Annotated in this window: 23 protein-coding genes, 1 tRNA gene and 1 other RNA gene; 10 read left to right on the top strand and 15 right to left on the bottom strand. The window is 60.2% G+C overall.

Annotated elements, in window-relative coordinates; genetic code table 11:
• Nucleotides 1–873 precede the first annotated feature (873 nt).
• The gene (locus NCN06_RS11350) at nucleotides 874–1,143 is read right to left on the bottom strand and encodes a DUF8674 family protein (RefSeq protein WP_166016948.1); all 270 of its coding nucleotides are present in this window, start codon (nucleotides 1,141–1,143) and stop codon (nucleotides 874–876) included.
• A gap of 65 nt (nucleotides 1,144–1,208) precedes the next feature.
• On the opposite strand from NCN06_RS11350, the gene NCN06_RS11345 reads away from it, so the two are divergent.
• Nucleotides 1,209–2,438, top strand: a complete 1,230-nt coding sequence (locus NCN06_RS11345; protein WP_226397879.1) for a glycosyltransferase — start codon at nucleotides 1,209–1,211, stop codon at nucleotides 2,436–2,438.
• Nucleotides 2,439–2,469: 31 nt separating this feature from the next.
• Nucleotides 2,470–3,228 (top strand): undecaprenyl-phosphate galactose phosphotransferase family protein, encoded by a 759-nt coding sequence (locus tag NCN06_RS11340; RefSeq protein WP_226397878.1) that lies wholly within the window; start codon nucleotides 2,470–2,472, stop codon nucleotides 3,226–3,228.
• Between the two features lie 7 nt (nucleotides 3,229–3,235).
• On the opposite strand, the gene cbiB is transcribed toward NCN06_RS11340, so the two are convergent.
• The 5 genes from cbiB to NCN06_RS11315 all read right to left on the bottom strand — a co-directional run bounded on the left by cbiB (nucleotide 3,236) and on the right by NCN06_RS11315 (nucleotide 7,949).
• Nucleotides 3,236–4,255, bottom strand: coding sequence for an adenosylcobinamide-phosphate synthase CbiB (gene cbiB, locus NCN06_RS11335; RefSeq protein ID WP_250398942.1), 1,020 nt, complete (start codon nucleotides 4,253–4,255; stop codon nucleotides 3,236–3,238).
• Nucleotides 4,256–4,371: 116 nt separating this feature from the next.
• Entirely contained in the window at nucleotides 4,372–5,367 is a 996-nt protein-coding gene (ilvC, locus tag NCN06_RS11330) for a ketol-acid reductoisomerase (protein WP_226397876.1), read from the bottom strand.
• A 62-nt stretch (nucleotides 5,368–5,429) separates the two neighbouring features.
• Nucleotides 5,430–6,032 (bottom strand): ATP-dependent Clp protease proteolytic subunit, encoded by a 603-nt coding sequence (locus tag NCN06_RS11325; RefSeq protein ID WP_115023781.1) that lies wholly within the window; start codon nucleotides 6,030–6,032, stop codon nucleotides 5,430–5,432.
• Between the two features lie 66 nt (nucleotides 6,033–6,098).
• Entirely contained in the window at nucleotides 6,099–6,767 is a 669-nt protein-coding gene (locus tag NCN06_RS11320; protein ID WP_226397875.1) for an ATP-dependent Clp protease proteolytic subunit, read from the bottom strand.
• Between the two features lie 24 nt (nucleotides 6,768–6,791).
• On the bottom strand, nucleotides 6,792–7,949 hold the full coding sequence (locus NCN06_RS11315) for a PIN/TRAM domain-containing protein (protein WP_115023779.1): 1,158 nt from the start codon (nucleotides 7,947–7,949) through the stop codon (nucleotides 6,792–6,794).
• A gap of 39 nt (nucleotides 7,950–7,988) precedes the next feature.
• Between NCN06_RS11315 and hemW the strand changes: the two genes are divergently transcribed.
• Nucleotides 7,989–9,200, top strand: a complete 1,212-nt coding sequence (hemW, locus tag NCN06_RS11310) for a radical SAM family heme chaperone HemW (RefSeq protein WP_226397874.1) — start codon at nucleotides 7,989–7,991, stop codon at nucleotides 9,198–9,200.
• Nucleotides 9,201–9,685: 485 nt separating this feature from the next.
• On the opposite strand, the gene NCN06_RS11305 is transcribed toward hemW, so the two are convergent.
• The gene (locus NCN06_RS11305; RefSeq protein ID WP_226397873.1) at nucleotides 9,686–9,844 is read right to left on the bottom strand and encodes a hypothetical protein; all 159 of its coding nucleotides are present in this window, start codon (nucleotides 9,842–9,844) and stop codon (nucleotides 9,686–9,688) included.
• 161 nt (nucleotides 9,845–10,005) lie between these two features.
• Between NCN06_RS11305 and NCN06_RS11300 the strand changes: the two genes are divergently transcribed.
• Nucleotides 10,006–10,179, top strand: a complete 174-nt coding sequence (locus NCN06_RS11300) for a hypothetical protein (RefSeq protein ID WP_226397872.1) — start codon at nucleotides 10,006–10,008, stop codon at nucleotides 10,177–10,179.
• Nucleotides 10,180–10,632: 453 nt separating this feature from the next.
• Here the strand turns inward: NCN06_RS11300 and panB are convergent, their stop codons facing one another.
• Entirely contained in the window at nucleotides 10,633–11,442 is an 810-nt protein-coding gene (gene panB / locus NCN06_RS11295) for a 3-methyl-2-oxobutanoate hydroxymethyltransferase (protein WP_115023775.1), read from the bottom strand.
• A gap of 43 nt (nucleotides 11,443–11,485) precedes the next feature.
• Between panB and ffs the strand changes: the two genes are divergently transcribed.
• Nucleotides 11,486–11,582, top strand: an RNA gene (gene ffs, locus NCN06_RS11290) — signal recognition particle sRNA small type.
• Nucleotides 11,583–11,624: 42 nt separating this feature from the next.
• On the opposite strand, the gene ftsZ is transcribed toward ffs, so the two are convergent.
• The 5 genes from ftsZ to miaB all read right to left on the bottom strand — a co-directional run bounded on the left by ftsZ (nucleotide 11,625) and on the right by miaB (nucleotide 16,617).
• Nucleotides 11,625–12,734 carry a cell division protein FtsZ gene (ftsZ, locus tag NCN06_RS11285; RefSeq protein WP_226397870.1) on the bottom strand — a complete coding sequence of 370 codons (1,110 nt, stop codon included), beginning with the start codon at nucleotides 12,732–12,734 and terminating at the stop codon, nucleotides 11,625–11,627.
• A gap of 117 nt (nucleotides 12,735–12,851) precedes the next feature.
• Nucleotides 12,852–13,634 carry a cell division protein FtsQ/DivIB gene (locus NCN06_RS11280; RefSeq protein ID WP_226397869.1) on the bottom strand — a complete coding sequence of 261 codons (783 nt, stop codon included), beginning with the start codon at nucleotides 13,632–13,634 and terminating at the stop codon, nucleotides 12,852–12,854.
• A 50-nt stretch (nucleotides 13,635–13,684) separates the two neighbouring features.
• Nucleotides 13,685–14,095: a hypothetical protein gene (locus NCN06_RS11275; protein ID WP_226397868.1), complete on the bottom strand. Its 411-nt coding sequence runs from the start codon at nucleotides 14,093–14,095 to the stop codon at nucleotides 13,685–13,687.
• 23 nt (nucleotides 14,096–14,118) lie between these two features.
• A complete protein-coding gene (locus NCN06_RS11270) occupies nucleotides 14,119–15,171 on the bottom strand; it encodes a D-alanine--D-alanine ligase family protein (protein WP_226397867.1) in 1,053 nt (350 codons plus the stop codon).
• A 51-nt stretch (nucleotides 15,172–15,222) separates the two neighbouring features.
• Complete coding sequence (gene miaB, locus NCN06_RS11265) at nucleotides 15,223–16,617, bottom strand: tRNA (N6-isopentenyl adenosine(37)-C2)-methylthiotransferase MiaB (protein ID WP_226397866.1); 1,395 nt, start codon at nucleotides 16,615–16,617, stop codon at nucleotides 15,223–15,225.
• A 74-nt stretch (nucleotides 16,618–16,691) separates the two neighbouring features.
• Between miaB and NCN06_RS11260 the strand changes: the two genes are divergently transcribed.
• Entirely contained in the window at nucleotides 16,692–17,777 is a 1,086-nt protein-coding gene (locus NCN06_RS11260) for a dipeptide epimerase (RefSeq protein WP_226397865.1), read from the top strand.
• A 40-nt stretch (nucleotides 17,778–17,817) separates the two neighbouring features.
• On the top strand, nucleotides 17,818–18,900 hold the full coding sequence (locus NCN06_RS11255; RefSeq protein WP_226397864.1) for an N-acetyltransferase DgcN family protein: 1,083 nt from the start codon (nucleotides 17,818–17,820) through the stop codon (nucleotides 18,898–18,900).
• Between the two features lie 5 nt (nucleotides 18,901–18,905).
• On the opposite strand, the gene NCN06_RS11250 is transcribed toward NCN06_RS11255, so the two are convergent.
• Nucleotides 18,906–18,978, bottom strand: a tRNA-His gene (locus tag NCN06_RS11250).
• Between the two features lie 105 nt (nucleotides 18,979–19,083).
• On the opposite strand from NCN06_RS11250, the gene NCN06_RS11245 reads away from it, so the two are divergent.
• From NCN06_RS11245 to NCN06_RS11235, 3 genes are read left to right on the top strand one after another with little or no spacing between them, the layout of a single operon-like run.
• Nucleotides 19,084–19,452 (top strand): DUF4359 domain-containing protein, encoded by a 369-nt coding sequence (locus NCN06_RS11245; protein WP_226397922.1) that lies wholly within the window; start codon nucleotides 19,084–19,086, stop codon nucleotides 19,450–19,452.
• Nucleotides 19,449–20,729 carry an amidohydrolase family protein gene (locus NCN06_RS11240; RefSeq protein ID WP_226397863.1) on the top strand — a complete coding sequence of 427 codons (1,281 nt, stop codon included), beginning with the start codon at nucleotides 19,449–19,451 and terminating at the stop codon, nucleotides 20,727–20,729. Before NCN06_RS11245 ends, NCN06_RS11240 begins: the two co-directional genes overlap by 4 nt.
• Nucleotides 20,730–20,747: 18 nt before the next feature.
• Nucleotides 20,748–22,097, top strand: coding sequence for an FAD-binding oxidoreductase (locus NCN06_RS11235; RefSeq protein ID WP_226397862.1), 1,350 nt, complete (start codon nucleotides 20,748–20,750; stop codon nucleotides 22,095–22,097).
• 3 nt (nucleotides 22,098–22,100) lie between these two features.
• Here NCN06_RS11235 and NCN06_RS11230 read toward each other — a convergent pair whose 3' ends face one another.
• Nucleotides 22,101–22,589, bottom strand: coding sequence for a pentapeptide repeat-containing protein (locus NCN06_RS11230; protein WP_502988839.1), 489 nt, complete (start codon nucleotides 22,587–22,589; stop codon nucleotides 22,101–22,103).
• Between the last annotated feature and the right edge of the window lie 46 nt (nucleotides 22,590–22,635).

The raw sequence follows: 22,635 nt of genomic DNA, 5'->3' as shown, positions 1-22,635 counted from the left end.
TTTTCCATTCTCTGATGATGATCGTTGTTTTATCGGCTGACCTGGGGGATTGAGGTAAGAATTGTTTTGTTAAACGTATTGATTATTGCGCTCTTCTTGTATCTTAGTTGTTCCAGGTCGTTCAGCCACTTTGTGTATTCTCTGTGATATAGAGTGTCCGATAGCTTTTTGTTTATCCTCGTTGTTAGGGCAATTAGTGCAGCCCGCATTGAAGGTTCATCCTCTGTGTGCAGTCTTTTAAATATTCGTTGGCGCCATTCTTTTGGTGATGTGTATAGGGTGATGATATCGACCCTTTTGCTTCGTTTAGATATTTTGCGTAATAGCTTCAAATTGCTCTTGTGATTGATGCTTGTCAGATCGATGTGGAGCAATAAGCAGTATTTTAGCTTTCTGGTTTTTCGCTTCTTGAAATTCGCTGGATCCATTAACCGTTGCATGCGTTCCACCGTTGATCGTTTCATTCTTTGATTCGGATCACAGCCCAATTGTTTTAGTACTTTTAATCTAAAATGATCATGTGGTTTCTGGCTTAATTTCTGAATCAACTGGGTTTTGCCTGTGCCAGATGCACCTGCGATCACGATCACGTGTTGAGCTCGTTTCCCTTTGGTTTTATGTCTCATCGTGCCCATTGTGTTGCCGCCCCGATTGTTTGGTGTTTTCTGTCCATCGCTTTTTTCTTCTGCATTGATGCATTAAGTGGTCTATGCCTTTGATGATCTTTGCCCATGGCCTGGTTTGCTTATCCCATGCGGTTGGAGTGCTGTAAGCGATACATTTCGCCTTGCCTTGGTCTTCCTCGATCTAGGTGCCACTTCGTTGCTTGTCTGGTTTCTCTTTGATAGTAATTATCAGCGATCGCTTCATTCCTTAAGAGTGAAACAAGAGAACCAATCCTTGTTCTACTTGATGGAACTCTCGTTCCTCCCTGCTGAGATCGAGCCCCACATTGAGTCCCTCTTTGACTGCATCCTCAAAAGGGGGTGTTGATGGCGGAGCGCTGTCGATGCAGAGCGCAGCAATTCCTACTGCTGTGGCATGCCATCGGAAACGGCTTGTGGTGCCGATGTCCGGTTCGTTCAACGCCTCTTCCAGGAGGATGTTGATGGTGAGGTTCGTACTGGACATGTGGACCAGCATCGTGACCTCGGCAGGGTCCTGCAATCAGCTGAGAGACTTCGTATCGTTCGCATCATTGTGGCTGGATGCCCTCGGCTTCGGACCAATTCCCGCAGCGCATCGCTCTGGTTCACGAGTGGTTCTCACCACGCTCGGTCGGTGGTGCTGAACGTGTTGTTGAGGCGATTGATTCCCTGCTGCAAAGCCGCGGCTGCGAACCACAGCTGGCTGCCCTTATTGATGCCGAATCCTGCCGGACTGGCAGTTGGTTGCATGGCCGATCCGTCTTGACTAGCCCGATTCAAGGCCTGCCTTGGGGGCGCAGCCATGTGCAGCAGTACCTGCCTTTGTTGCCGTTTGCTGTTGAACAGATCGATCTCGGCGCAGCTGAGCTGGTGATCAGCAGCAGTCATCTTGTAGCCAAGGGCGTGCTGACGAGTCCGGAGCAGTTGCACATCAGTTATGTGCATACACCGGTTCGTTACGCCTGGGATCAGATGCACGCTTATCTAGAGCGTTCAGCCCTCGCGAGGCGTGGCCTCGGGCCTTTGATTCGCTGGCAGCTGCATGCCCTGCGCCAATGGGATCAGCTCAGTGCTCAGAGGGTGGACCATCTCATTGCTAATTCCCGTTTCACGGCGCGCCGTATTCGTAAGTATTGGGGGCGTGATGCCTCCGTGATCCATCCCCCAGTGGAGGTCAACCGCTTCCGCTGGAATTCAGAACGAGACGACGTTTACCTCTGCCTTTGTCGTTTGGTCCCTTACAAACGAGTCGACTTGGTTGTGCAAGCCTTTAATCGATTGGGCCTGCCCCTGCTTGTGGTCGGGGATGGGCCGGAGCGTGCTCGGCTTGAGTCCCTGGCAGGGCCAACCGTCACTTTGCTTGGCCGACAGTCTGGGCAACAGGTGGAGGAGCTGTTGTCTCGTTGTCGCGCTTTTGTTTATGCAGGCCTCGAGGATTTCGGCATTGCTCCTGTGGAAGCGATGGCCGCTGGGGCTCCCGTGATCGGCCTTGGCCGTGGAGGTTTATTGGACACGGTGCGCTGTGCAACGGCCGGGTTGCGAGAGCCCACCGGGGTTCTTTTCCCGGAACAGAGTGTGGAGTCGCTTGTTCAGGCTGTGGAGTGGTTTGAGCAAGGCCGAATCTGGCGTTCCTTCGACTCGGAAGCCATCCGTCAGTGGGCCGAGCGGTTTAGGCCAGAAGCATTCGCCGCACGCTTTGAATCTGCTCTGCAAACGGCCTGGCAGGCCCATCGACGCGGCTGTGACGTTGCAGCGAGTGACCCCGCCGAGATGTCAGGACTCCGCCTGTGACGTTGAGTGTGCTGAGTCCCAGGTTGAGCCTTTGACCTCGGCCTCTCGGCCATCCTTGCTTCAGACCGCTGGTCGTGCTGCCCGCCGTGGCAAGTACAAGCCCCACCTTGCGCTGATCTCAGCCCCCCCGTCGGAGTTGCCGGCTCTCGCTCTGATTCGCCATCAGAACCGATGGGGCAGGGTGTTCAAGCGAACTGGCGACATCGCCTTTTCCCTGACCGTTCTCGGCCTTGGTTCACCGGTGCTACTTCTCCTGGCTGGCTTGGTCAAGCTCAGTTCACCGGGGCCGATTTTTTACACCCAGCGTCGGGTGGGCCGGGGTTACCAACGGTTCGGCTGCATCAAGTTCCGCACCATGCGTGCCGACGCAGATGTTGTCCTGTCCCGTGTCCTGGAGGCTGACCCATCGCTGCGGGCTGAATTCGAGCGTGATTTCAAGCTCAAGCGTGATCCCAGGATCACTCCGCTGGGTCGTTTCCTCCGCCGTTCGAGTCTTGATGAGCTGCCGCAGTTTTTGAATGTTCTCCGCGGCGAGATGAGCGTGGTGGGCCCACGCCCGATCGTCGATAAGGAGCTTGTTCGTTACGGCCCTTATATGGATGAAGTTGCCTCTGTGCGCCCAGGCCTGACTGGCCTCTGGCAAGTGAGTGGTCGGAATAACCTGAGTTACAAGAAACGCGTCAAGCTCGATCTGGCCTACGCCCGTGGCCGCTCGTTCAGCCTGGATTTCGCGATCATTCTGCGCACCTTTGGTGTGTTGCTTCTGCCGATGGACCGTGGCGCCTACTGATTGGTCTTCAGTGGATGATGGCCAGTTGAATCATCAGAAGAGCACTGATCCAGAGGAGTTCCAATCGACGTGATGCGTTCAGAACACGTCTGACAAGCCCAAGGCTGGCTGTCGGTTGATCAGCTCCCAGAACCGGTTTCTGCACAACACGGTCTCCGTAACGGTTCTCACCACCGAGTTGGATCCCGATGCAGTGGGCGTAGATCGCTTCTGAGCGACCTGCATTGGGCGACGGATCTGTGGCCCCATCCCGTTCTGCGGCCTGCACCCGTTGCGCCCAGCGTGACCATGGCGGGCAGACCAAAGGCAGCGTCAGCATCACTAGACGGCAGGGCAGCCACGTAAGCAGATCATCCAGGCGTGCGCCAGCCGTCCCCAGCCAACGCAGGCGACCTGTGCGATAGCCGAGCATGGAATCGAGCGTGCTGCTGGCCTTGAAGGCCCAGGCCAGAGCGAGTGGGCCAGGGCCTGCGGGCATGACCATCCAGAGCAACGCACCGATGCCCATCCAGAACAAGGGTGCGAAAACGCCATCTACAGCATTTTCTGAGGCTGTCTCGGCAGCAGCTCTGAGCAGTCCAGCTTGATCCAAGCTCTGTACGTCTCGTCCAACAATCCAGCTCAGCTTCCGGCGTGCCGTCTCGAGGTCGCCTTCGTCCCTTTCCGGGAGCGCTTCCAGCACCGCCAAAACGCTGTCGGTCAGGCTGCGGGCCGCCAGGGCACTGGCTAAGCCCACGGTCAGGATCGCAACTCCCAGCCACTGCCACGGAGATGGCAGCCACAACAGTCGCTCAAGGCACCAACCGGCTATGGCGCTTCCGAGCACCAGGATCAGGCTGATCAGGCCACCTCCGCAGCGCAGCTTCGTGGGATGGTCACCGGCCCATTGCTCGACCCTGCACCGCAGCTGCCGAATCCACCACCCCATCACCACTACGGGATGGAGGATTCGGATCGGGTCACCGATCAGCTGATCGAGCAGTGCTGCTCCAATGATCAGCAGGCTTCCCATCTCTCCTGAAGTCATTGGCGGTGAGGTCCCAGGATCCAACAAAAAGCCCCGCTCAGCGCCCCAAGGGCAGCAGAGCGGGGTGTCTGGTGAGTGATGGAGGATTCCACCGGGCGTTTAGGTTTCGCGCTGAATCAGGCGTCCTTCAACCAGCTGAACATCGAGCGCAGTCCCTTGCCCACCTTCTCGATCGGATGTTGAGAGTCGCGGTCGCGAACTTTCTTCATTTCCGGCTTGCCTGCTTCGCACTCGGCAACGAAGTTCTTCGCGAAGGTGCCGTCCTGGATGTCAGCCAGAACGCGCTTCATCTCGGCTTTGGTGTCGGCGGTGATCAGCCGGGGGCCGCTGACGTAGTCGCCGTATTCCGCGGTGTTGGAGATCGAATCGCGCATGGAGGTCAGTCCTCCCTTCACCATCAGATCCACGATCAGCTTCACCTCGTGCATGCACTCGAAGTAAGCCAGTTCGGGCTGGTATCCAGCTTCCACAAGGGTTTCGAAGCCTGCCTTGACCAGTTCGGACAGACCGCCGCAGAGCACAGCCTGCTCACCGAACAAATCTGTTTCGGTCTCTTCCTTGAAGTTGGTTTCCAGGATGCCGGCACGGGTGCCGCCGATGCCTTTGGCGTAGGCCATGGCCAGGCCCCGTGCGTTACCGGATGCGTCTTGTTCGATCGCGAACAGGGCAGGAACGCCCTGACCGTTCTGATATTCCCAGCGCACGGTGTGGCCAGGGCCCTTCGGGGCGATCATCACCACGTCCACATCGGCAGGGGGTTTGATCAGCTCGAAGCGGATGTTGAAGCCGTGAGCGAAGCTGAGCACCTTGCCTGAAGTGAGGTGGGGTGCGATTTCCTTCTCGTAGACGTCCTTCTGGAACTCGTCAGGCAGCAAGACCATGATCCAGTCGGCCTTGGCAGAGGCATCGGCCACGCTCAAAACCTCAAGCCCATCGGCCTTGGCTTTCTCTGCTGATCGGCTGCCGTCATACAGGCCCACAACCACATCGACCCCTGAATCCTTCAAGTTCAGGGCGTGGGCATGACCCTGGGAGCCATAACCAATGATGGCCACGGTCTTGCCATTCAGCAGACCGAGATCGGCGTCGGAGTCGTAGAAAAGCTGGGCCATCCGGGGCGGGCTTGCGCAACAGTGCAGTGGACGAGCTTACGCAGCGGCCTGCCCCGTTCCGTTCAGGCTTCGTTGGGATGTGAAATCACCCGGTCGATAAGCCCGTACTCCTTGGCCTCCTCTGCACTGAGGAAGTAGTCCCTGTCGGTATCTTTTTCGATTTTTTCGAAACTCTGCCCACTCATGTCGGCCAAGGATTGGTTGAGCATCTCCTTCATGCGCAGGATCTCTCGTGCCTCGATTTCGATGTCACTGGCCTGGCGCCGGCTGGTGCCGCCGAGGGGCTGGTGAATCATGATCCTGCTGTGGGGCAAGGCAACACGTTTGCCTTTCGTTCCGGCTGCTAGGAGGAAGGCACCCATGGATGCGGCGAGGCCCACGCAGATGGTGACCACCTCGCTTTTGACGTACTGGATGGTGTCGTAGATCGCCAGACCAGCCGTGACAGAGCCACCGGGGGAGTTGATGTACAGGTAAATCGGCTTGCTGCTGTCTTCTGAGTCGAGGTAAAGCATCTGGGCCACCAGGCTGTTGGCGATGCCGTCATTGACTTCAGAGCCAAGGAAGAGGATCCGCTCCACCCCAAGACGGGTGTAGATGTCGACCCAGCGCTCCATCTGGCTGCCTGGGAGGCGGTAAGGAACGCTGGGAGTACCGATCGGCATGGTTCAGGACGTTGAAAAGTGAGAGCAAGTGGGGCGGATCAGACGCAGCTGGTCAGAGGCAGCTGGTCAGACGGAGGTATTGCCGGGCAGTTCTTTGCGGCTGCTGAGCACGCGGTCGATGAGTCCGTACTCGACGGCTTGTTGGGGTGTCAGGTAGCTCATCCGGTCGGAGTCCTTACTCAGCTCCTCCACGGATCTTCCGGTGTTGGTGGAAAGGATTTCAAGCATGGCCTGCTTGTTGTGCAGCACTTCCTTGGCCCGGATCTGGATGTCCGTGGCTTGGCCGCGGGCACCGCTGCGAGGCTGGTGCAGAACGATGGAGGAGTGGGGCAGAGCAGCCCGTTGGCCTTTTGTTCCTGCTGAAAGGATCACCGCTGCCGTACCCATGGCTTGACCGATGCAGATGGTGTGCACCGGGGGTTTGACGTAGCGGAGGGTGTCGCAGATGGCGAAGGCTTCGGTCTCAAAGCCAATCGCTTCTCCTGAGTACCAGCTGGTTCCCGTGGAGTTGATGTAGAAGTAAATCGGCTTATCTGGGTTGTCGAATTCCAGAAAGAGCAGCTGAGCAATGATCAGCTCAGTGACATCGATTCCCATCTGACGCTTGGCATCGTCGTCAGAGAACAAGGGCAAGCCCAAGTACACGATCCGCTCCTTGAGTAGGAGGGACGGAAGGTCGGGAGGTGGTGTGCGCATCACGGCGCTGTCGCCGTAGTACGGGGCCGAAGTTGTCATCTCCACCATCGCGGTGAGGCGAGCCTAGCCGGGGTCAGCGGGCTTGCGGTGGCTGGTTTTGGCCGGTTTTCCCTGACTTTTCGATTTGGTTGAAGTCTTGGTGTCGGTTGTTGCATCTTTGGAGTCCAGACGGGCGAACACCATCCGACCCGTTGGCGTTTGCAGGGCACCGGTCACCACCACAGGCTTGCGTTGGCCGATCAGCGATTTTGCATCGTTGACCACCACCATCGTTCCGTCGTCGAGATAGCCGACGCCCTGGCTCTCCTCCTTGCCCTCACGCACGATCTTGAGTTTGAGTTCATCGCCGGGTTGCACCTCAGGCCGCAACGCGATCACCAGCTCACTCAGATTCATCACCTTCAGTTCTTTCACCTGGGCGACCTGCGCCAGGTTGAAGTCCGCGGTTACCAGGGTTCCGCCCGTGTCAGAGGCCAGCTGCAGCAGACGGTCGTCCGTTCCCTTCCCGTCGTAACGGGTGCTGTTGATCACAAGCCGTCGCCCGTAGGTCTCCCGTAGATCTTTCAGCAACTTCAATCCACGCCGGCCTTTGGCCCGCTTCTCAACATTGGTGGAATCCGACAGTTGCTGCATTTCATCGATGACTGATTCAGCGACGATCACCTGTCCTTCCAGCAAGCCGCACGCAAGCATTCCGCGGATCCGACCATCGATGATCACGCTGGTATCGAGGATCTTGGCCGTGGCTGGGGTGAGCACCCCATCGGCCACCAGCAGGGCTTCCGTGCTGGCGGGATTGAACAGGCGCAGCAGCGTGCGGCCATGCACCTCAGCCAGGTTGCTTCCCAGAATCCCGAAAAAGACATTGCTCACCACTGCCAGCAGCGGTTTGAGCAGGGCAATTCCCCCGGAGAACGGAAGCAGTAGAACGGGCAACAGCAGCAGATTGGCGACCAGCAGCCCGAGGATCAGGCCGACAGCCCGGCTCACCAAAAGATCGGTGGGCATGGTGCGCACTTGCTGCATCAAGCGCACTCGGAGCCTTTGAAACACCAAGCCGGCAATGACTCCGATGCCGCCTCCCGACCCGCTGAGAATCAGCCGGAGCCGTTCGGCATCAGTGGTTTCGGTGACCAGTCCGTCTGGAAGCAGATGAACTCCCATCCATCCGGCGGCTGCACCGGAGACCACAAACAGAAGAAGGATGAGCGGATCCACCATGGGTTCAGGTCGTGGCAGCTCAATCCGGATGCCAGAAGCATGCCCTATCCCATCCCTCCCCGCAGCGCTTATCTCCACATTCCCTTCTGCCACCGGCGCTGTTACTACTGCGATTTCGCGGTTGTTCCCTTGGGGGATCAAGCCCGTGCCGACCAGGGGCCTGGCAGTCGCTCCATCCGCGAGTACCTAAGCCTTCTGCATCGCGAAATCGCTGCTGCACCAGTCGGTCCGCCCCTGTCCACGGTCTACATCGGTGGCGGGACGCCATCGCTCTTGTGTCCGGATCAGATCGCTGCACTGCTCGACGCCTTGGCGGAAAAGTTCGGGCTTCAGCCCGGTGCGGAAATCACCCTGGAAATGGATCCGGCCACCTTTAACTGCGCGCAGCTGTCTGCGGTTCTCTCCCTTGGGGTGAATCGCATCAGCTTGGGAGGGCAGAGCTTTGACGACTCGGTGCTCGAACAGCTGGGGCGGCGGCATCGGCAGCACGACCTTCAGGCGTCGATCGACTGGCTGGTGCAGGCCCGGCGCGACGGAGTCCTCCAGTCCTGGAGTCTCGACCTCATTCAGAACCTGCCGGGTCAGACCATGGCCGCGTGGGAGGAGCAGTTGGATCAGGCCATTGCCAGTCAGGCCCCCCATCTCTCGATCTACGACCTTTCGGTGGAACCGGGCACCGTGTTTGATCGCCAACGCACGCTTGGTGCGCTGAAACTTCCGGATGACGACCTCGCCGTTGCGCTAATGGACCTAACCACGCATCGGCTGGCTGCTGCAGGCCTCAGCCGTTACGAGATTTCCAACCATGCCCGGCCTGGCCATGCCTCACGTCACAACCGGGTGTATTGGAGCGGTGCCGGTTGGTGGGGATTTGGAATGGGAGCGACATCAGCGCCCTGGGGGGAGCGCTTGGCGCGACCACGCACACGGGCTGCCTACGCGGCATGGCTCGACAGCCGTCCTGAGGAAACCGTCGCCGAGGTTGGTCTTCCACTGGATGACCAATTGTTGGTGGGACTGCGGCGCCGGGAAGGGGTGACGCTGCATGGCTTTGATGCAGATGCACTGGTCCGTCGCTGGCAGCCGTTCGTTGAGCGTGGGTGGCTGCAGCAGCGGGCAGGGCGTTGGTGCCTCACCGACCCCGAAGGAATGGCTGTCAGCAATCAGGTGCTGATTGAGGTGATTCTGTGGTGGGAAGAGGTTTCGGAGAGGACTGCTAAGGCCACAAGTCAGTCATATCCATTGATCTGATCAACAAGCGGCTGCTGTTGCGACTCGTGTCAGCGACTCGTGTCAGCGACTTGGGCGAGACACGTCTGTATGGCTGCTTCACGCAGCATGCTCATAAAAAAAGAGGTAGGCCCCTCAGCCCACCCCCAAACGACGTATTGAAGGCACCACTGCCTTCGAACCAATCTTCGCTGACAGGCGACCCTTCGCTGGGTATCAAATGCACCAAATTAGGCATTAATTACTAGCCAAATCTCCTCAAGTTGACTGTGAAGATGAGCTGGGCGCCAGCACCACTGCAAGCGCTTGGGAGGCTGAATGTTCGCGGGTTCCCTCGCCCGCGTCTCCCCAAACGCTTAAATCAGCCGAATCAGGTCTCGATAAAAGTCTCCTATCACTGATAGGTAATCAGGTAGAGATCAACGAGAGTTGGTTCCACTAAAGAAAAATTTCGACGAGTGCACATCTTTTGCCTGGCGTTGCAGTGCATCATCTGGTCAGGCAGATCAAGAAGGATCACCCATCAACTCTGAAATATTGGGCATGGGATCCGCCTTCCCGTCAGCAATTGCGCGAGCGCGAAGGTAAAACCAGCTCTCCGTATCGCCCTTGGCTTCCATGCTCTCAGCGATGGAGATCCAATTGTTGATTTCAGCTTGATCCATGGGGAAGCAAATAAAAAATCTCCGGAACCCCTCAGAACCAGAGATAGTTCAACTGTCTGGTTGCAGCTCAGCTGTCAGACCCTTGGATCTTAAAAATCGAGAGCAGGCAACGGAGGTACGGATGACCGTTGCCACCGGCCCCATGAGTCGTGGCTGTTTGTATGGGCGTACCAAGGGGTTCGGTGTTCGTGGATCCCAGCAACCTCGTCGTCAAGCTTGCAGCCCTCTTCTTCCGCGTCCGTCGCCGGCACTTCTTGATCGTTGGCGGCGCTCATGTTGAGCAGGGGGACTGGTGGATGCCTCAACCGTCAATGGCGATCCAGGGGTTGAAATGAGTCTTCTGACGGATAGGCCGGCTTGCATGTCCTGCCTATCAAGGAACAAGTTGCCACAAGATCATGGACATGATGTTTTTCATTGGCATGAACATCGCTCTTCTCGGGTTGCTCGTCTATGGCCTGCTTACAGCCAGGCAGAAAATCAAGGCTGGCCGTAAAGAGATCATCTGAAGTATCAGCCCACAGACTGATCCTTCCTGGGCTGAAAACCCCTGACGTTCTTGCTGGCATCAATTAGTCCACAACGGCGTCAGCCCTGTATTTCACCATCGGTGCGGCACCACCACAGCCGGCTAGAGGTACTGAAGCTGAACGAATGTCTCGTTTGTAGCTCACTTGCAACCGGATCGATTCTTTTAATCACTTAGCCACTCATCTCCAGGCTTCGCATCAGTCGAAGCCGTTGAGTCGAAGCCGTTGTGGCGCAGTGCTTTTAGGCTCTGATTGGAATTATTGATTGTCATGGGTGTTTCCTGTGATGGGTGGAGTTTGGTTCCGGGTCTGGTTGACCCACCCCTTCAACGCCTCAATGAACAGTTGGCGCCCATCCACAAGGGCCGGACTGAACGGAGGTTGTTTTGTTGTTAGGCCCAGCAGGTCTGCCGTGACGCGCACCTGGCCATCGCAGCTCTCACCGGCTCCGATGCCGATCACGGGAATGCTCAGGGCTTGTTGCACCTTGCTCGCCAGCTCCGACGGGACATGTTCCAGCACCAGAGAGAAGCAGCCCTTCTGTTCCAGAGTTCGCGCCTGATCCAGCAGGCGCTCTTGGCTGATGGCATCCGTGGCCTGACGGCGATAGCCCAGACGATGCACGGCCTGTGGGGTGAGGCCAAGGTGCCCCATCACGGGAATGCCCATCCGCACCAGTCGGTCGATCACGGTCACGACCTCAGGCTCCGCCCCCTCCAGCTTCACTGCGGCAGCACTGGACTCCTTCAGGAGTCGGCCTGCAGCCGCCACGGCACGGTCTTCGCCGCACTGGTAGCTGAGAAAGGGGAGGTCGCAGACCAGCAGGGGTTGATCGGCCGGCATGGCTGTCAATCCCCGCGCCACCGCCTGCGTGTGATGGAGCATCTGATCCAGGCTCACAGGGAGTGTTGTGGCATGGCCTAGCGCCACCATGGCCAGTGAATCGCCAATCAGCACCACATCGGCACCGGCTGCTTCTGCGAGAGACGCAGAGAGGCTGTCCCATGCAGTGAGCACGGCGATGGGGTGGCCCTTCTGCTTGAAGCGGGTCAGATCAGAAGGACGCATGCAGCTTCAGAACCCCTTGGGGGCTCATTGCTAGCATTCTGCCGACTCGGACCCATGCGGCTCCGACGCCCAAATCTGGTCAGAACCGGAAGGGAGCAGCCACACGGGATGCTCAGGGCAGGCGTGGATTCCGGGTCACCACTTTCAGACAGCTTGATTGAGAGTCAGATTCCTCAGGACTTTCAATCGGAGTTGTTGTTCTGCTGCTGACGGCGACGCAGGAATTCAGGGATTCTGGCGCCGTTCTCTTCGGGTTCAGCTCGGGTCGCAATGCCAGGCATGGAGCGGCTGCGCTCGCTGCGGTAGGGCTGCTTGTTCTCGAAGCCTGTGGCAATCACCGTGACGTGAATCTCTCCTTCGAGCGCTTCATCCACCACGGCGCCCACGATGATGTTCGCCTCCGGATCAACGACGTCGTAGATGACCTCTGAAGCGGTGGTCATGTCCTCCAGGGTCATGTCCTTGCCGCCGCTGATGTTGATCACACAGCCTTTGGCCCCATCGATGCGTTCCGTTTCCAGTAATGGACTTGCGATCGCGGCTTGGGCTGCCTCCACGGCTCTGGACCGGCCAGAACCGATACCGATGCCCAGCAGTGCTGTACCCGCTTCGGTCATCACCGAACGAACGTCCGCGAAGTCAACGTTCACCAGGCCGGGACACGTGATGATGTCACTGATGCCTTTGACGCCCATGCGCAGGACATCATCTGCACTGCGGAATGCTTCTTGAAGGGGGGCTCCGCCAATGGCATCCCGCAGGCGGTCATTGGGGATCACGATCAGGGTGTCTACGTGCTCTGCCAATCGAGTGATGCCTTCGTCGGCCTGTCGCATGCGACGGCGGCCCTCGAAACTGAAAGGCTTGGTCACGATGCCCACGGTGAGAGCCCCGACTTCCCGGGCCACCTCAGCCACCACAGGTGCGGCTCCAGTGCCGGTCCCACCGCCCATGCCTGCGGCGATGAACACCAGATCTGCTCCCTGCAGTGCGTCGTGCAGATCAGTGCGGGATTCTTCGGCTGCCTTCTGACCGATGGTGGGGTTGCCCCCGGCGCCGAGTCCTCGAGTCAGAGTTTGCCCGAGCTGTAGGCGTTGCTGGGCCTGGGATTGGATCAGAGCCTGGGCATCCGTGTTCAGAACGCGATAGCCAACACCCTCAAGATCGCTAAGGATCATGCGGTTGACAGCATTGCTGCCGCCCCCACCAACGCCGATGACCTCGATGCGGGCGGATTGGCTGGGCTGGATTCCAGCTGCCGTGTAGGACCCTGAGCCGCTCACCATCTCCATCGTCGAGGCTGAACCAGTTGCTTGCGTTGCATTATGTCCCTGAAGCCCTGTCCTGGCTTCAACAAATCACAAACCAGGCGCTGAGGTTGTGGTCTCCAGATTTTCAAAGCTCTGGTCTCAGGGTTGCGACTTGGCGTTCTGGGGGACGGGTGGATTCGCTAGCTGCAGTTCCGGACGGTCGGGATCGCTGAGATCAAGACTGCTTTTCCGGGCTTGGCGTAGATGCTCAGGCAACGTGTTGTTGAGGTGGATGATCGTCTCGATCTGGGTGTTGAGCAGAGCTGGTTCGCCTCCGAGATCAATCCTGCCCAGGCTCGTTGTGACAAGGCTGATGTCTCCGTCGGGGTGCACCACGATGGTTTTCAGCGTCCCTTCGAAGCGATCCCGTTGTTGCAGCAGCTCAGCGACATAGCCGCGTTGCTGTTCGTTCCAACCGCGCACCAAGATTTTTGTGAGCGGCTGCGGTGATGCGTCAGTCAGGCTCATCCACTGCCCTTTGACATCTAACAAGCCTCGTTCCCGCCCAGCGGGACCCTGACGCACAGCCTGGGCGACTGGGATCTGTGGCTTCAGATTGACGATGAGGCGAGCGGGAAGCATCTTTCGCTCCACCTGAGCGCTGCGCACCGGCAGGGAACGAATCAGCTCTTGTTCAAGCGTCCTGGGACTGACCTCCAGTAGGGGTTGGGGAAAGCGCAGATTGGCCGCCTCGACGACTTGGTCCGTCTCAAGGGCAGCGCCACCCTTCAGGATCACCGCCTCAGGGCCAGACAGGGTCCAGCCATGGCGCAGCAGGACCCACGTGAACCCGCCACTCAGAAAAAGCATGGCTAGGAGGCGCCAAAGCTGGACCAACAGAGTCTGGCGACGTTGCCGGCGCAATTCCCTGCGACGGGCCATCTGGGCTGAGATGGGCCGTTCAGATGCTTTGTGTTTGCTGATGACCCGGCTCAAAGGTCGCACCGGGCCCGGGCCATTAATTGCTCACCCCAGCTGCGAGCGCGGTCGGCGTCGGAGAAGGGAACATCCATCTGCAGGTCCTTCCCGATGAGCCGCAGCCGACAGCGCCCCTGGGATTCATCCGTCAGGGGGGCATCACCGGAGGCAAGTGACATCAGTTCCACAAGCTCGAGCCTGCAGACATCAAACGAGCCCTGATCCTGAAACTTGCCAGCCTCAAAGCTGCTCCAGTGCAGTTCCCCGTCTTTCAGTCGGGCACCACCGCATCCGTCGAGCTTGGCCAGTTCCGAGCCTTCGGCCCAGGCACGAAACAGGTTTTGGCGCCGCCGTTCCAGCCATCCAAGCGAGGCCAGCAGCACAAAGGCCAGCAGTAGAGGAAACCAGAGCAGTCCGTGGCTCATGGGTCAGGAGAAGGACGCTGCGTTCATTCTCCTGCTGTTTGGATCAGTTGGTGAACCAACTGGTCGAGTGTTACGCCACTGGCCGCCCAGAGCATGGGGAACATGCTTTGTGCCGTGAAGCCGGGCAGGGTGTTGATTTCGTTGATCCAGAGCTGATCGGTGCTGTCGTCGTAGAAGAAATCCACCCGACCCATCCCGTTGACGCCAACGGCAGCGCAAGCCTGCAAGGACTGAGCACGGATGCGGTCACTCACTTGATCGGGCAGGGGAGCTGGGATCAACGTGGTGCTGCGCCCAGCGGTGTATTTCGTTTCGTAGTCGTACCAGTCCGCATCAAAACGAACCTCGCCGACCACCGACGCCTCGAGCGTGCGCCCCCCCAGCACGGCGCATTCCACTTCCCTGGCGTTGACGCCCTGCTCCACCACCAGCCTTGGGTCGAGCGCTGCTGCCTGGTTGAGGCCAGCCTCTAGCTCCTGGCGCGAACGGACCTTGCTGATGCCCACAGAGGAACCAAGATTGGCGGGCTTCACGAAGCAGGGGTAATTCAGTTCTGTTTCAATCCGATCCAGGAGAGCGGATCGGCTGTTGGGCTCCTCGAGTTCGGAAGCCAGCAGCGACACGTAGGGCACTTGAGACAGCCCGGCGCTGGCGAAAGCAGACTTCATCGCTTGTTTGTCCATGCTCACTGCTGAGCCAAGAACTCCGGCACCCACGAAGGGTTTGCCGGTCAGCTGGAACAACCCCTGAATGGTGCCGTCCTCTCCATTGGGACCATGCAGGACCGGATACCAGATGTCGACCGCATCGCAACCCTCCGGGAATCCTTGGAATCCTGAGGGAGGCAGCGGCGGTGTGAGCTCCGGAGCGATTTCGGAGGCCAGGGTCGTCTCGGCGAGATCCGTTCCCCACCAGCGCCCATCACGGTCGATATAAATCGCCTGGACGACGTAGCGATCTGTGTTGCGTTCGCTGCGCAGGCCGCGAACGACGGTCGCCGCAGATCGGATTGACACGTCGTGTTCTCCAGAGCGGCCTCCAAAGACGAGCCCGACCGTGATGGGACTGGACGGCATGGCTGCTGCGACCCCTGAGCAGTGGGAGCGCCAAAGGTATCAGCGTTGAGCTCAGCGGGGCAGGGGGCTACCGCTGAGTGAAAAGGAGCGAACGGCATCAATGCGTACTTGCACGAGATCGCCGGCTCCATAGACGTGACCATCCGGTCCGGTGGCACTGAAGAAGGTCAGGCGATTGGTCCGGGTTCGCCCCATGAGTTGCGACGGGTCCTTGGGGTTGATGCCTTCCGCAAGCACCTCCTCGGTGCGTCCGGCGTAGCGCGCATTGCGTTCGCGGGCACAGTTTTCCACCAAGGCATTGATTTCGCGCAGGCGTTCCACCTTCACCTCTTCCGGGAGCTGGTTGTCCCAGTCGGCGGCAGGGGTGTTGGGCCGTGGGGAATAGGCCGCAGTGTTCACCTGGTCGAACCCGATCTCCTTGATGAGATCCATGGTGCGGCGGAACTGAGCATCGGTTTCGCCGGGGAAGGCGACGATCACATCAGCGCTGAGGGAGGCATCGGGCATGCGCTCACGGATGCGGTCAATGATGCGCCGGTAGCGCTCCACGGTGTAACCCCTGGCCATGGCCTGCAGAACGTCGTTGTCGCCGCTCTGGAAGGGAATGTGGAAGTGTTCGCAGAGCTTGGGCAGGTCGGCACAGGCATCGATCAGTCGCTCGGTGAAGTAGCGCGGATGGCTGGTGGCAAAACGGATCCGTTCAAGGCCCACCACGTCGTGGACGTGGTGGAGCAGATCGGTGAGGGTGTGCTGGCGGCGACCTTCCGGGGTGATGCCCGGCAGATCCCGGCCGTAGGCATCGATGTTTTGCCCCAGCAGGGTGATCTCCTTGTAGCCCTGGGCAGCGAGCCCCTCCATCTCCAGCTTGATCGCCTGGGGCAGTCGCGATTGTTCTTTGCCTCGTACCGAAGGCACCACGCAGTAGGTGCAGCGTTCGTTGCAGCCGTAGATCACGTTCACCCAGCCGCAGATGGTGCTGTCCCGTCGTGCGGTGGTGATGTCTTCAAGGATGTGATGGTCCTCGGTGGCGACCACCTGCTGGCCGCTGTCCACCTGAAGCAGCAGGGTCTCGAGTCGATTCGCGTGCTGCGGACCCATCACCAGATCCAGCTCCGGTACCCGCCTGAGCAGTGATTCGCCCTCTTGCTGGGCGACACAGCCCGCCACCACCAGGGTGAGATTGGGATTGCTGCGCTTCCTCTGGGCTTGTCTTCCGAGGTAGCTGTAAACCTTCTGCTCGGCGTTATCGCGGATCGTGCAGGTGTTGTAGAGCACCAGATCGGCATCGAGTTCGGCCGGTGCCTCCCGATAGCCCATCGATTCCAGAATTCCGGCCATCCGTTCGGAATCCGCCTTGTTCATCTGGCAGCCGAAGGTGGTGATCCAGTAGCTGCCCCGCTGAGAATGGGCGGTGGCGTCAGTGGTGAGGGGGGCGGAGGCGACCAAGACTCTGGCTCAAGCCTTCTCAGTGTGAGCCACAGCGGTGTTGTGTCAGTTTGGGGATTGGTGCTCGGGTGTTGATGGGCTGGGCCCTCAGGCGGTTTTCGCTCACCAAGGCTGTGCCCCTCACGATCAGCCGGGGTACCACAGCATCTGTGGTGCGCTTGGAGCTCAAGCTTGACCGGGATGGTCTGATCGGTCGCGGCGAGACGGGTGGATTCGAGACCGGTCATCGTGCCTTTGCGCTCGAGGCAGTGGAAGAGGAGCTGCTTGCGTTGCTGCCGCAATTGGATGCTTTGGATCCCGACCGTCCGCAACGGTTTGAGCCTCTGTTGACGCCCTTGAGTCCGCCGGCCCGTTGTGCCATAGACCTGGCCCTGTGGGACTGGCATGGGCAACGGCTTGGCCACCCGTTGTGGCGCCTCTGGGGTCTCGATGGAGCGACCGGGGTCGCCACCAGCGTCACCCTCGGACTGGCTTCTGTTGCTTCAGTGCTGAATCGTCTGGACCGCTGGTGGACCCAGCTGCCGGCGACGCGGGTGAAGCTCAAGTTGGGCAGTCCCGATGGGTTGGACCACGACCGGAGCCTGCTCGAGGCGGTGGCCCAGGCCATCACGGAGCGGTCCCAGCGGCAGGGGCTGGCGATGGAACTGCAGGTGGATGCCAACGGCGGCTGGACCGTGGATCAGGCCAAGCGGATGCTGGAGCCCCTGACAACACACCAGGTGGTCCTGCTGGAGCAACCCCTGGCTCCCGATCTGGATCAGGCGTGCGATACGGCGGGCTTCGCGGCACTGCATCCGCACTGCCCGATGCCTCTTGTGGCGGATGAAAGCTGCTGGGATCTGGAGGATCTGCTGCGCCTGGCACCGGTGGTGGACGGCGTGAATCTCAAGCTTCTGAAGACCGGGGGGCTTAGTCAGGCCCTGCTGATGGCCCAGGTGGCGCAGCGGAAGGGTTTGGACCTGATGGTGGGCTGTTATTCCGACAGCTCACTGCTGAACGGTGCTGCGGCCCAGTTGCTGCCCCTGATTCGTTGGCCCGATCTCGACAGCCATCTCAACTTGGTTGACGATCCATTCGCTGGTCTGGATCTGCAGGACGATCGCTTGCACCCTTCATCGACGTCTGGATTGGGGATTCGCCCCGCGGCAGTCAGGCCTTGAGCTGCACTGCTATCGGTGTGCGTGAAAGCACAGCAGCTTTATGAGCGGGATTCAGGCGCCGCCAGGATTTCGAAAGATGCGCTTGGTGCTGCTCCAGCACGGCGGTTTGGCCAGTCTCACTGGCAAGACCGGGCTGGCCATGCTGCGCCACCGTGCCGGCCCGATCGTCGCGGTGATTGATCCAGACCATGCCGGCGAGCCCCTACAGCAGGTCACCGGCATCGAGCGAGACGTGCCGGTGGTGGCGGATTTGGCCGCGGCGCTTCCGTATCACCCGGAGGCAGCTGTGGTTGGTTTGGCTCCCTCTGGTGGGCGGCTGCCGGATTCTGTTCGCCACGATGCCCTGTCGGCGTTGCGCGCAGGACTCCACCTCGCCAGTGGACTCCATACCTATCTGGCCGATGATCCGGCATTGGCAGAAGCCTGCTGGACCAACCGCTGGATCTGGGATCTCCGACGGGAGCCGGAGGCTCTCGGCATCGGCCAAGCACGGGCTGCAGCGCTTCCCTGTCGACGCCTTTTGGCGGTTGGAACCGACATGGCGGTGGGCAAGATGAGCGCATGCCTGGCTCTGCTGGAAGCGGCCCAGCGATCAGGGATTCCCGCGCGATTTGTTGGGACGGGGCAGGCGGGAATTCTGATCAGTGGCGAAGGGGTTGCCCTTGATGCTGTTCGGGTGGATTACGCAGCGGGTGCCGTGGAGGCGGCGGTGCTTCGGGCGGCGGATGCTCTGCCCGAGCAGGGTCTCGTGCTTGTGGAGGGGCAGGGCTCGCTGTGTCACCCCGCTTCAACAGCCACCTTGCCCCTGTTGCGCGGAACCCAGCCGACCGCCCTCTTGCTGGTGCATCGGGCCGGCCAGCAGAGCATCGATCGGTTGCCTCAGATCCCTCTCCCCGACCTTGCATCGTTGGTGGCCACCACGGAAGCCTTAGCCAGTTGGGCACGGCCTGATGGCGCAGGCGCTTCAGCCAAGGTGGCTGCCGTTGCCCTCAACACGGCACGCCTTGATGAGCGTCAGGCAACGGCCGAGATTGATCGGGTGAGTCAAGTTCTGGGTTTGCCCTGCACCGACCCAATTCGCTGGAGTGCTGAACCTCTGCTGAGAGCCTTGGTTGATATTTGAAAAAGGGCGAGCGAGGGGATTCGAACCCCCGAATAGCGGCGCCACAAGCCGCTGCCTTAACCACTTGGCGACGCCCGCCGCGTCCGTGAGAATCTACCAACACGAGCCGCAGCCTGCCTGGTGTCCCCTTCATCGCGTCCGCAACGTGTGCCTGCACTGGCGCTGTTGACGGGGGGTGTCGCCATGGCTGGTGTGCTGTCGCTGGTGTTCTCCAATCCGTCCATCGACGATTACGAGGCCCATGCCGGGGCCCAGTTGGTCAAGTTGGGCACCCAGGAACTGTGCGAGGCACCGACCCTGCCCATGGTGCTGCGTCTTTGGATTCGCAATTGCCCTGAGTTGATTGCCTCTCAGCGGGATGCTCTGGCGGTGCTGGCCGGTCAGTTCACCACCCGTCGCAACCTAGGGGTGGCCAGCTTGTATTCCACCCGCATGGAAGGGAAGGAGTTGTTGCCGGGGCTGCGTCTGCCCGGCTTCGATGTGCTGAGCCTTGGTGTGGCAGGTCGTTTTGTGATCCTCAGAACCGACGCCATCAACGGTGCAGAGGAGTGACGGATGCCCAGTCGCTCCAGTCACAGTCTGAGAGTGGTGTCCTTGAGGCTTGGGTTCCCCTGGGGCTGGTTGATTTCGACCCTGCGACACCCCTGCCAGCAATCCAGAAACAGGGGCTGACGCCTGTGCGGCTCGCCTGGCATCAGGGACGTCTGCTTGAGCCCAGGCCCCTGACGGCTGATCAGTCGCCACCATCGCGGATGGTGCTGCCGCGATTGGTGGACTGCCACGTTCATCTGGACAAGGCCTACACCTGGCAGGAGCACCCCAACCTCAGCGGCAGCTATGGAGGTGCCCTGGACGCCAACCTGCAGGAGCACAACACCCGAACCGTGGCATCCGTTCTCCAGCGCGGGGAGCGTGCGTTGGAGAGGGCATTCGGCCATGGGCTGCGTGCCATGCGTAGTCATGTCGACAGTGGTGGTCCCGGTGCCGAGCCCAGCTGGGAGGCACTGCTCACCCTTCAGCAGCGCTGGCGCAGCCGCATCGATCTTCAGCTGGTGGCGCTTGTTCCCCTGGAGTTCTGGTGTTCAGCTGAAGCGGAGGATTTGGCACGTCGCGTCGCCGCCAGTGGTGGCTGCCTCGGTGGTGTTCTCACCCCTCCCTGTGGATCGGCTGCGGTGACCCATCAGCTGGAGGAGTTGTTGCGCCTTGCCGATCGCCACAGCTGCGGCGTTGATTTGCACATTGATGAGGCCGACCATGGCCCGGCCGAGGGCATGGTTCAGCTGCTGAAGGCTCTGCGGCGCGTGCCCGTCCAGGTTCCTGTCACCTGCAGCCATGCCAGCAGTCTTTCTCTGCTGCCGCCTCCACGCTTGGCAAGGTTGGGAGAGCGCATGGCGGCAGCACAGCTCCGCGTGATCGCACTACCCCTCACCAATGCCTGGTTGCTAGCGCGATCGGACGACGCCACCCCGCTTCAGCGTCCGCAAGCCCCGATCCGTCAGTTGCAACGCTGTGGCGTCACGGTGGCGGTAGCGGGTGACAACGTGGCCGACCCCTGGTTCCCCGGAGGCGATTTCGATCCATTGGCCCTGCTGGCCGCGTCGATGCCGTTGACCCAGTTGTTGCCGTGGCAGCGCCTGGGCCTGGCCCCCTTCACGACGGCACCGCCGGCCATTCTTCAACTGGAATGGGATGGGGTGCTGCGGGCTGGTGCTCCTGCGGATCTGATCTGCATGGAGGGCCAGGGATGGTCGGATCTGATGCGATGTCCCCCGCAGCGCCAGGTTCTCGTAAACGGCCACTGGGTGTCGTCTCCGGGCGCTAGACCCTGACCAGAGTTCAGCACCGTCATGGGTCGCGCCGAAGCCTTAATCGCCCTGCGGCAAGCCCTGAGCGCTGTTCCTGATCTTGAGCTGTTGGCTGAACCAGCAGACCTTCAGCGTTTTTCCCGGGATGCCTTCGAGTACTCCCCGGTTTTGACACCACGACTGGAACCATGTCGTGCTGACTTGGTGGCCCGGCCTCGCACTGTGGAGGCCGTTGAACGGCTTGCCTCAGCCTGCGCCGAGCATCAGGTTCCCCTGACCCTGCGCGGGTCCGGTACGGGGAATTACGGCCAATGTGTGCCCCTGCAAGGAGGCGTGGTGATGCTCACCACATCCCTGCGTCAGATCCGATCAATTGATGCGGCGACGGGGGTGGTCACCGTGGAACCGGGGTGTGTGATGCGCGATCTGGATCAGGAGCTGCGCAGGTATGGGCGCCAGCTGCGCTTGATGCCGAGCACCTGGCGCAGCGCCACCATCGGTGGCTTCGTTGCTGGGGGCTCCGGTGGCATCGGTTCGTTGCGCTGGGGCTTTTTGCGCGATCCAGGCCATTTGCTCGGGATGGAGGTCGTACCGCTCCGTCCCGATGCCCAACGCCATCAGATCGGCGAGCTGGATGCCGAAGCGTTGAACCATGCCTACGGCACGAACGGCATCATTACGGCCCTCAGATTGGCCACCGCTCCAGTGGTCAACTGGCAACAGGTGAGTGTGGACTGCGAGCGTTGGGAGCAGGCGATTGAGTTGATGCACAGGGTCGCGGCATCCGCCTTGGATCTTCATCTAGGAACCCTGCTTGAACAGCCGCTGCTGTCGCGGATGCCCAGTTGGGGAGGTCCTGCCGTATCTGCCCACAGGTTGCTGTTGCTCGTCGCGCCGGATGGGCTCACCAGCCTGCAACGAATGGTGCAGTCAGCCGGGGCCACCCTGCGGGATCTCGGGCCTGAAGATCTCTCAGGGGGCAATGGATTGCGTGAGCTGAGCTGGAATCACACCACCCTGCATGTGCGGGCCTCAGAGCCGGGATGGACCTACCTGCAGATGCTGTTGCCGCAGCCGGAGGCTCCAGCAATTGCAGCGTTGAGGCAGCGGTGGGGAGACGACCTGATCTGGCATCTCGAGCTTGTGCGCCAGCAGGGCTGTCCACGCTTGGCCGCCCTGCCGCTGGTGCGGTGGCGGGGGGCTGAGCAGCTGGACCGATTGATGGACGACTGCAGGGCAGTGGGTGCCGTGCTGTTCAACCCCCATGTGATCACGGTGGAGGATGGCGGCCTTGGCGTCATCGACGCTGATCAGGTGGCGGCCAAGCACCGCTTTGATCCCGCTGGTCTGCTCAATCCAGGCAAGCTGCGGGGCTGGGAGGAGCGCCTCTGACGATCAGCATCCGAGGCTGTCGAAGGTGGCGACTCCGGTGCTGGGGTTGATGCCCTCCGCCTCCCGACAAAGCCGGCGTTGATCATCACGATCGAGCAGGGCGTCGGTGAAATCAGCCCCCTCGATCTGGGCATTACTGAAGCTGCTGCCTGACGCGATGATCCCCGTGAGCACGGCGTTGCGTAGATCGGTGTCCACGAAGTCGGCGCGATCCATCAATGCATCGGAGAGATCAGCATCGCGGAAATCAGCTTCGGCAAAGGCCCCCTGGGTGAGGATCGCCCCATGGAGGTTGGCGCCTTGGAAATTCGCGCCGCGGCCAACGGCTCCTGCAAAGGATGTGTTGGCCAGGTTCTGTCCCTGGAAATCTCCGTTGCTTTGGTTGGTGAGCGTGTAATCCACCTTTTCCTCGAACAAGGCCCTGTCCTGCAACCCCACCCCGGCGGAGGTGTCCAGGGCTTGGGCCGGAGTTCCCATCAACAGGAGGGGCATGAGAAGGCTCAGCAGCCAGGAAATTCGCAGCACAGTCCACGCGCAA

It is taken from the genome of Synechococcus sp. MU1648 (assembly GCF_023630615.1).
Classification (GTDB): domain Bacteria; phylum Cyanobacteriota; class Cyanobacteriia; order PCC-6307; family Cyanobiaceae; genus Parasynechococcus.
Note: the sequence above shows the minus strand (reverse complement) of the source record. Positions and strands in the feature narration are given on the sequence as shown.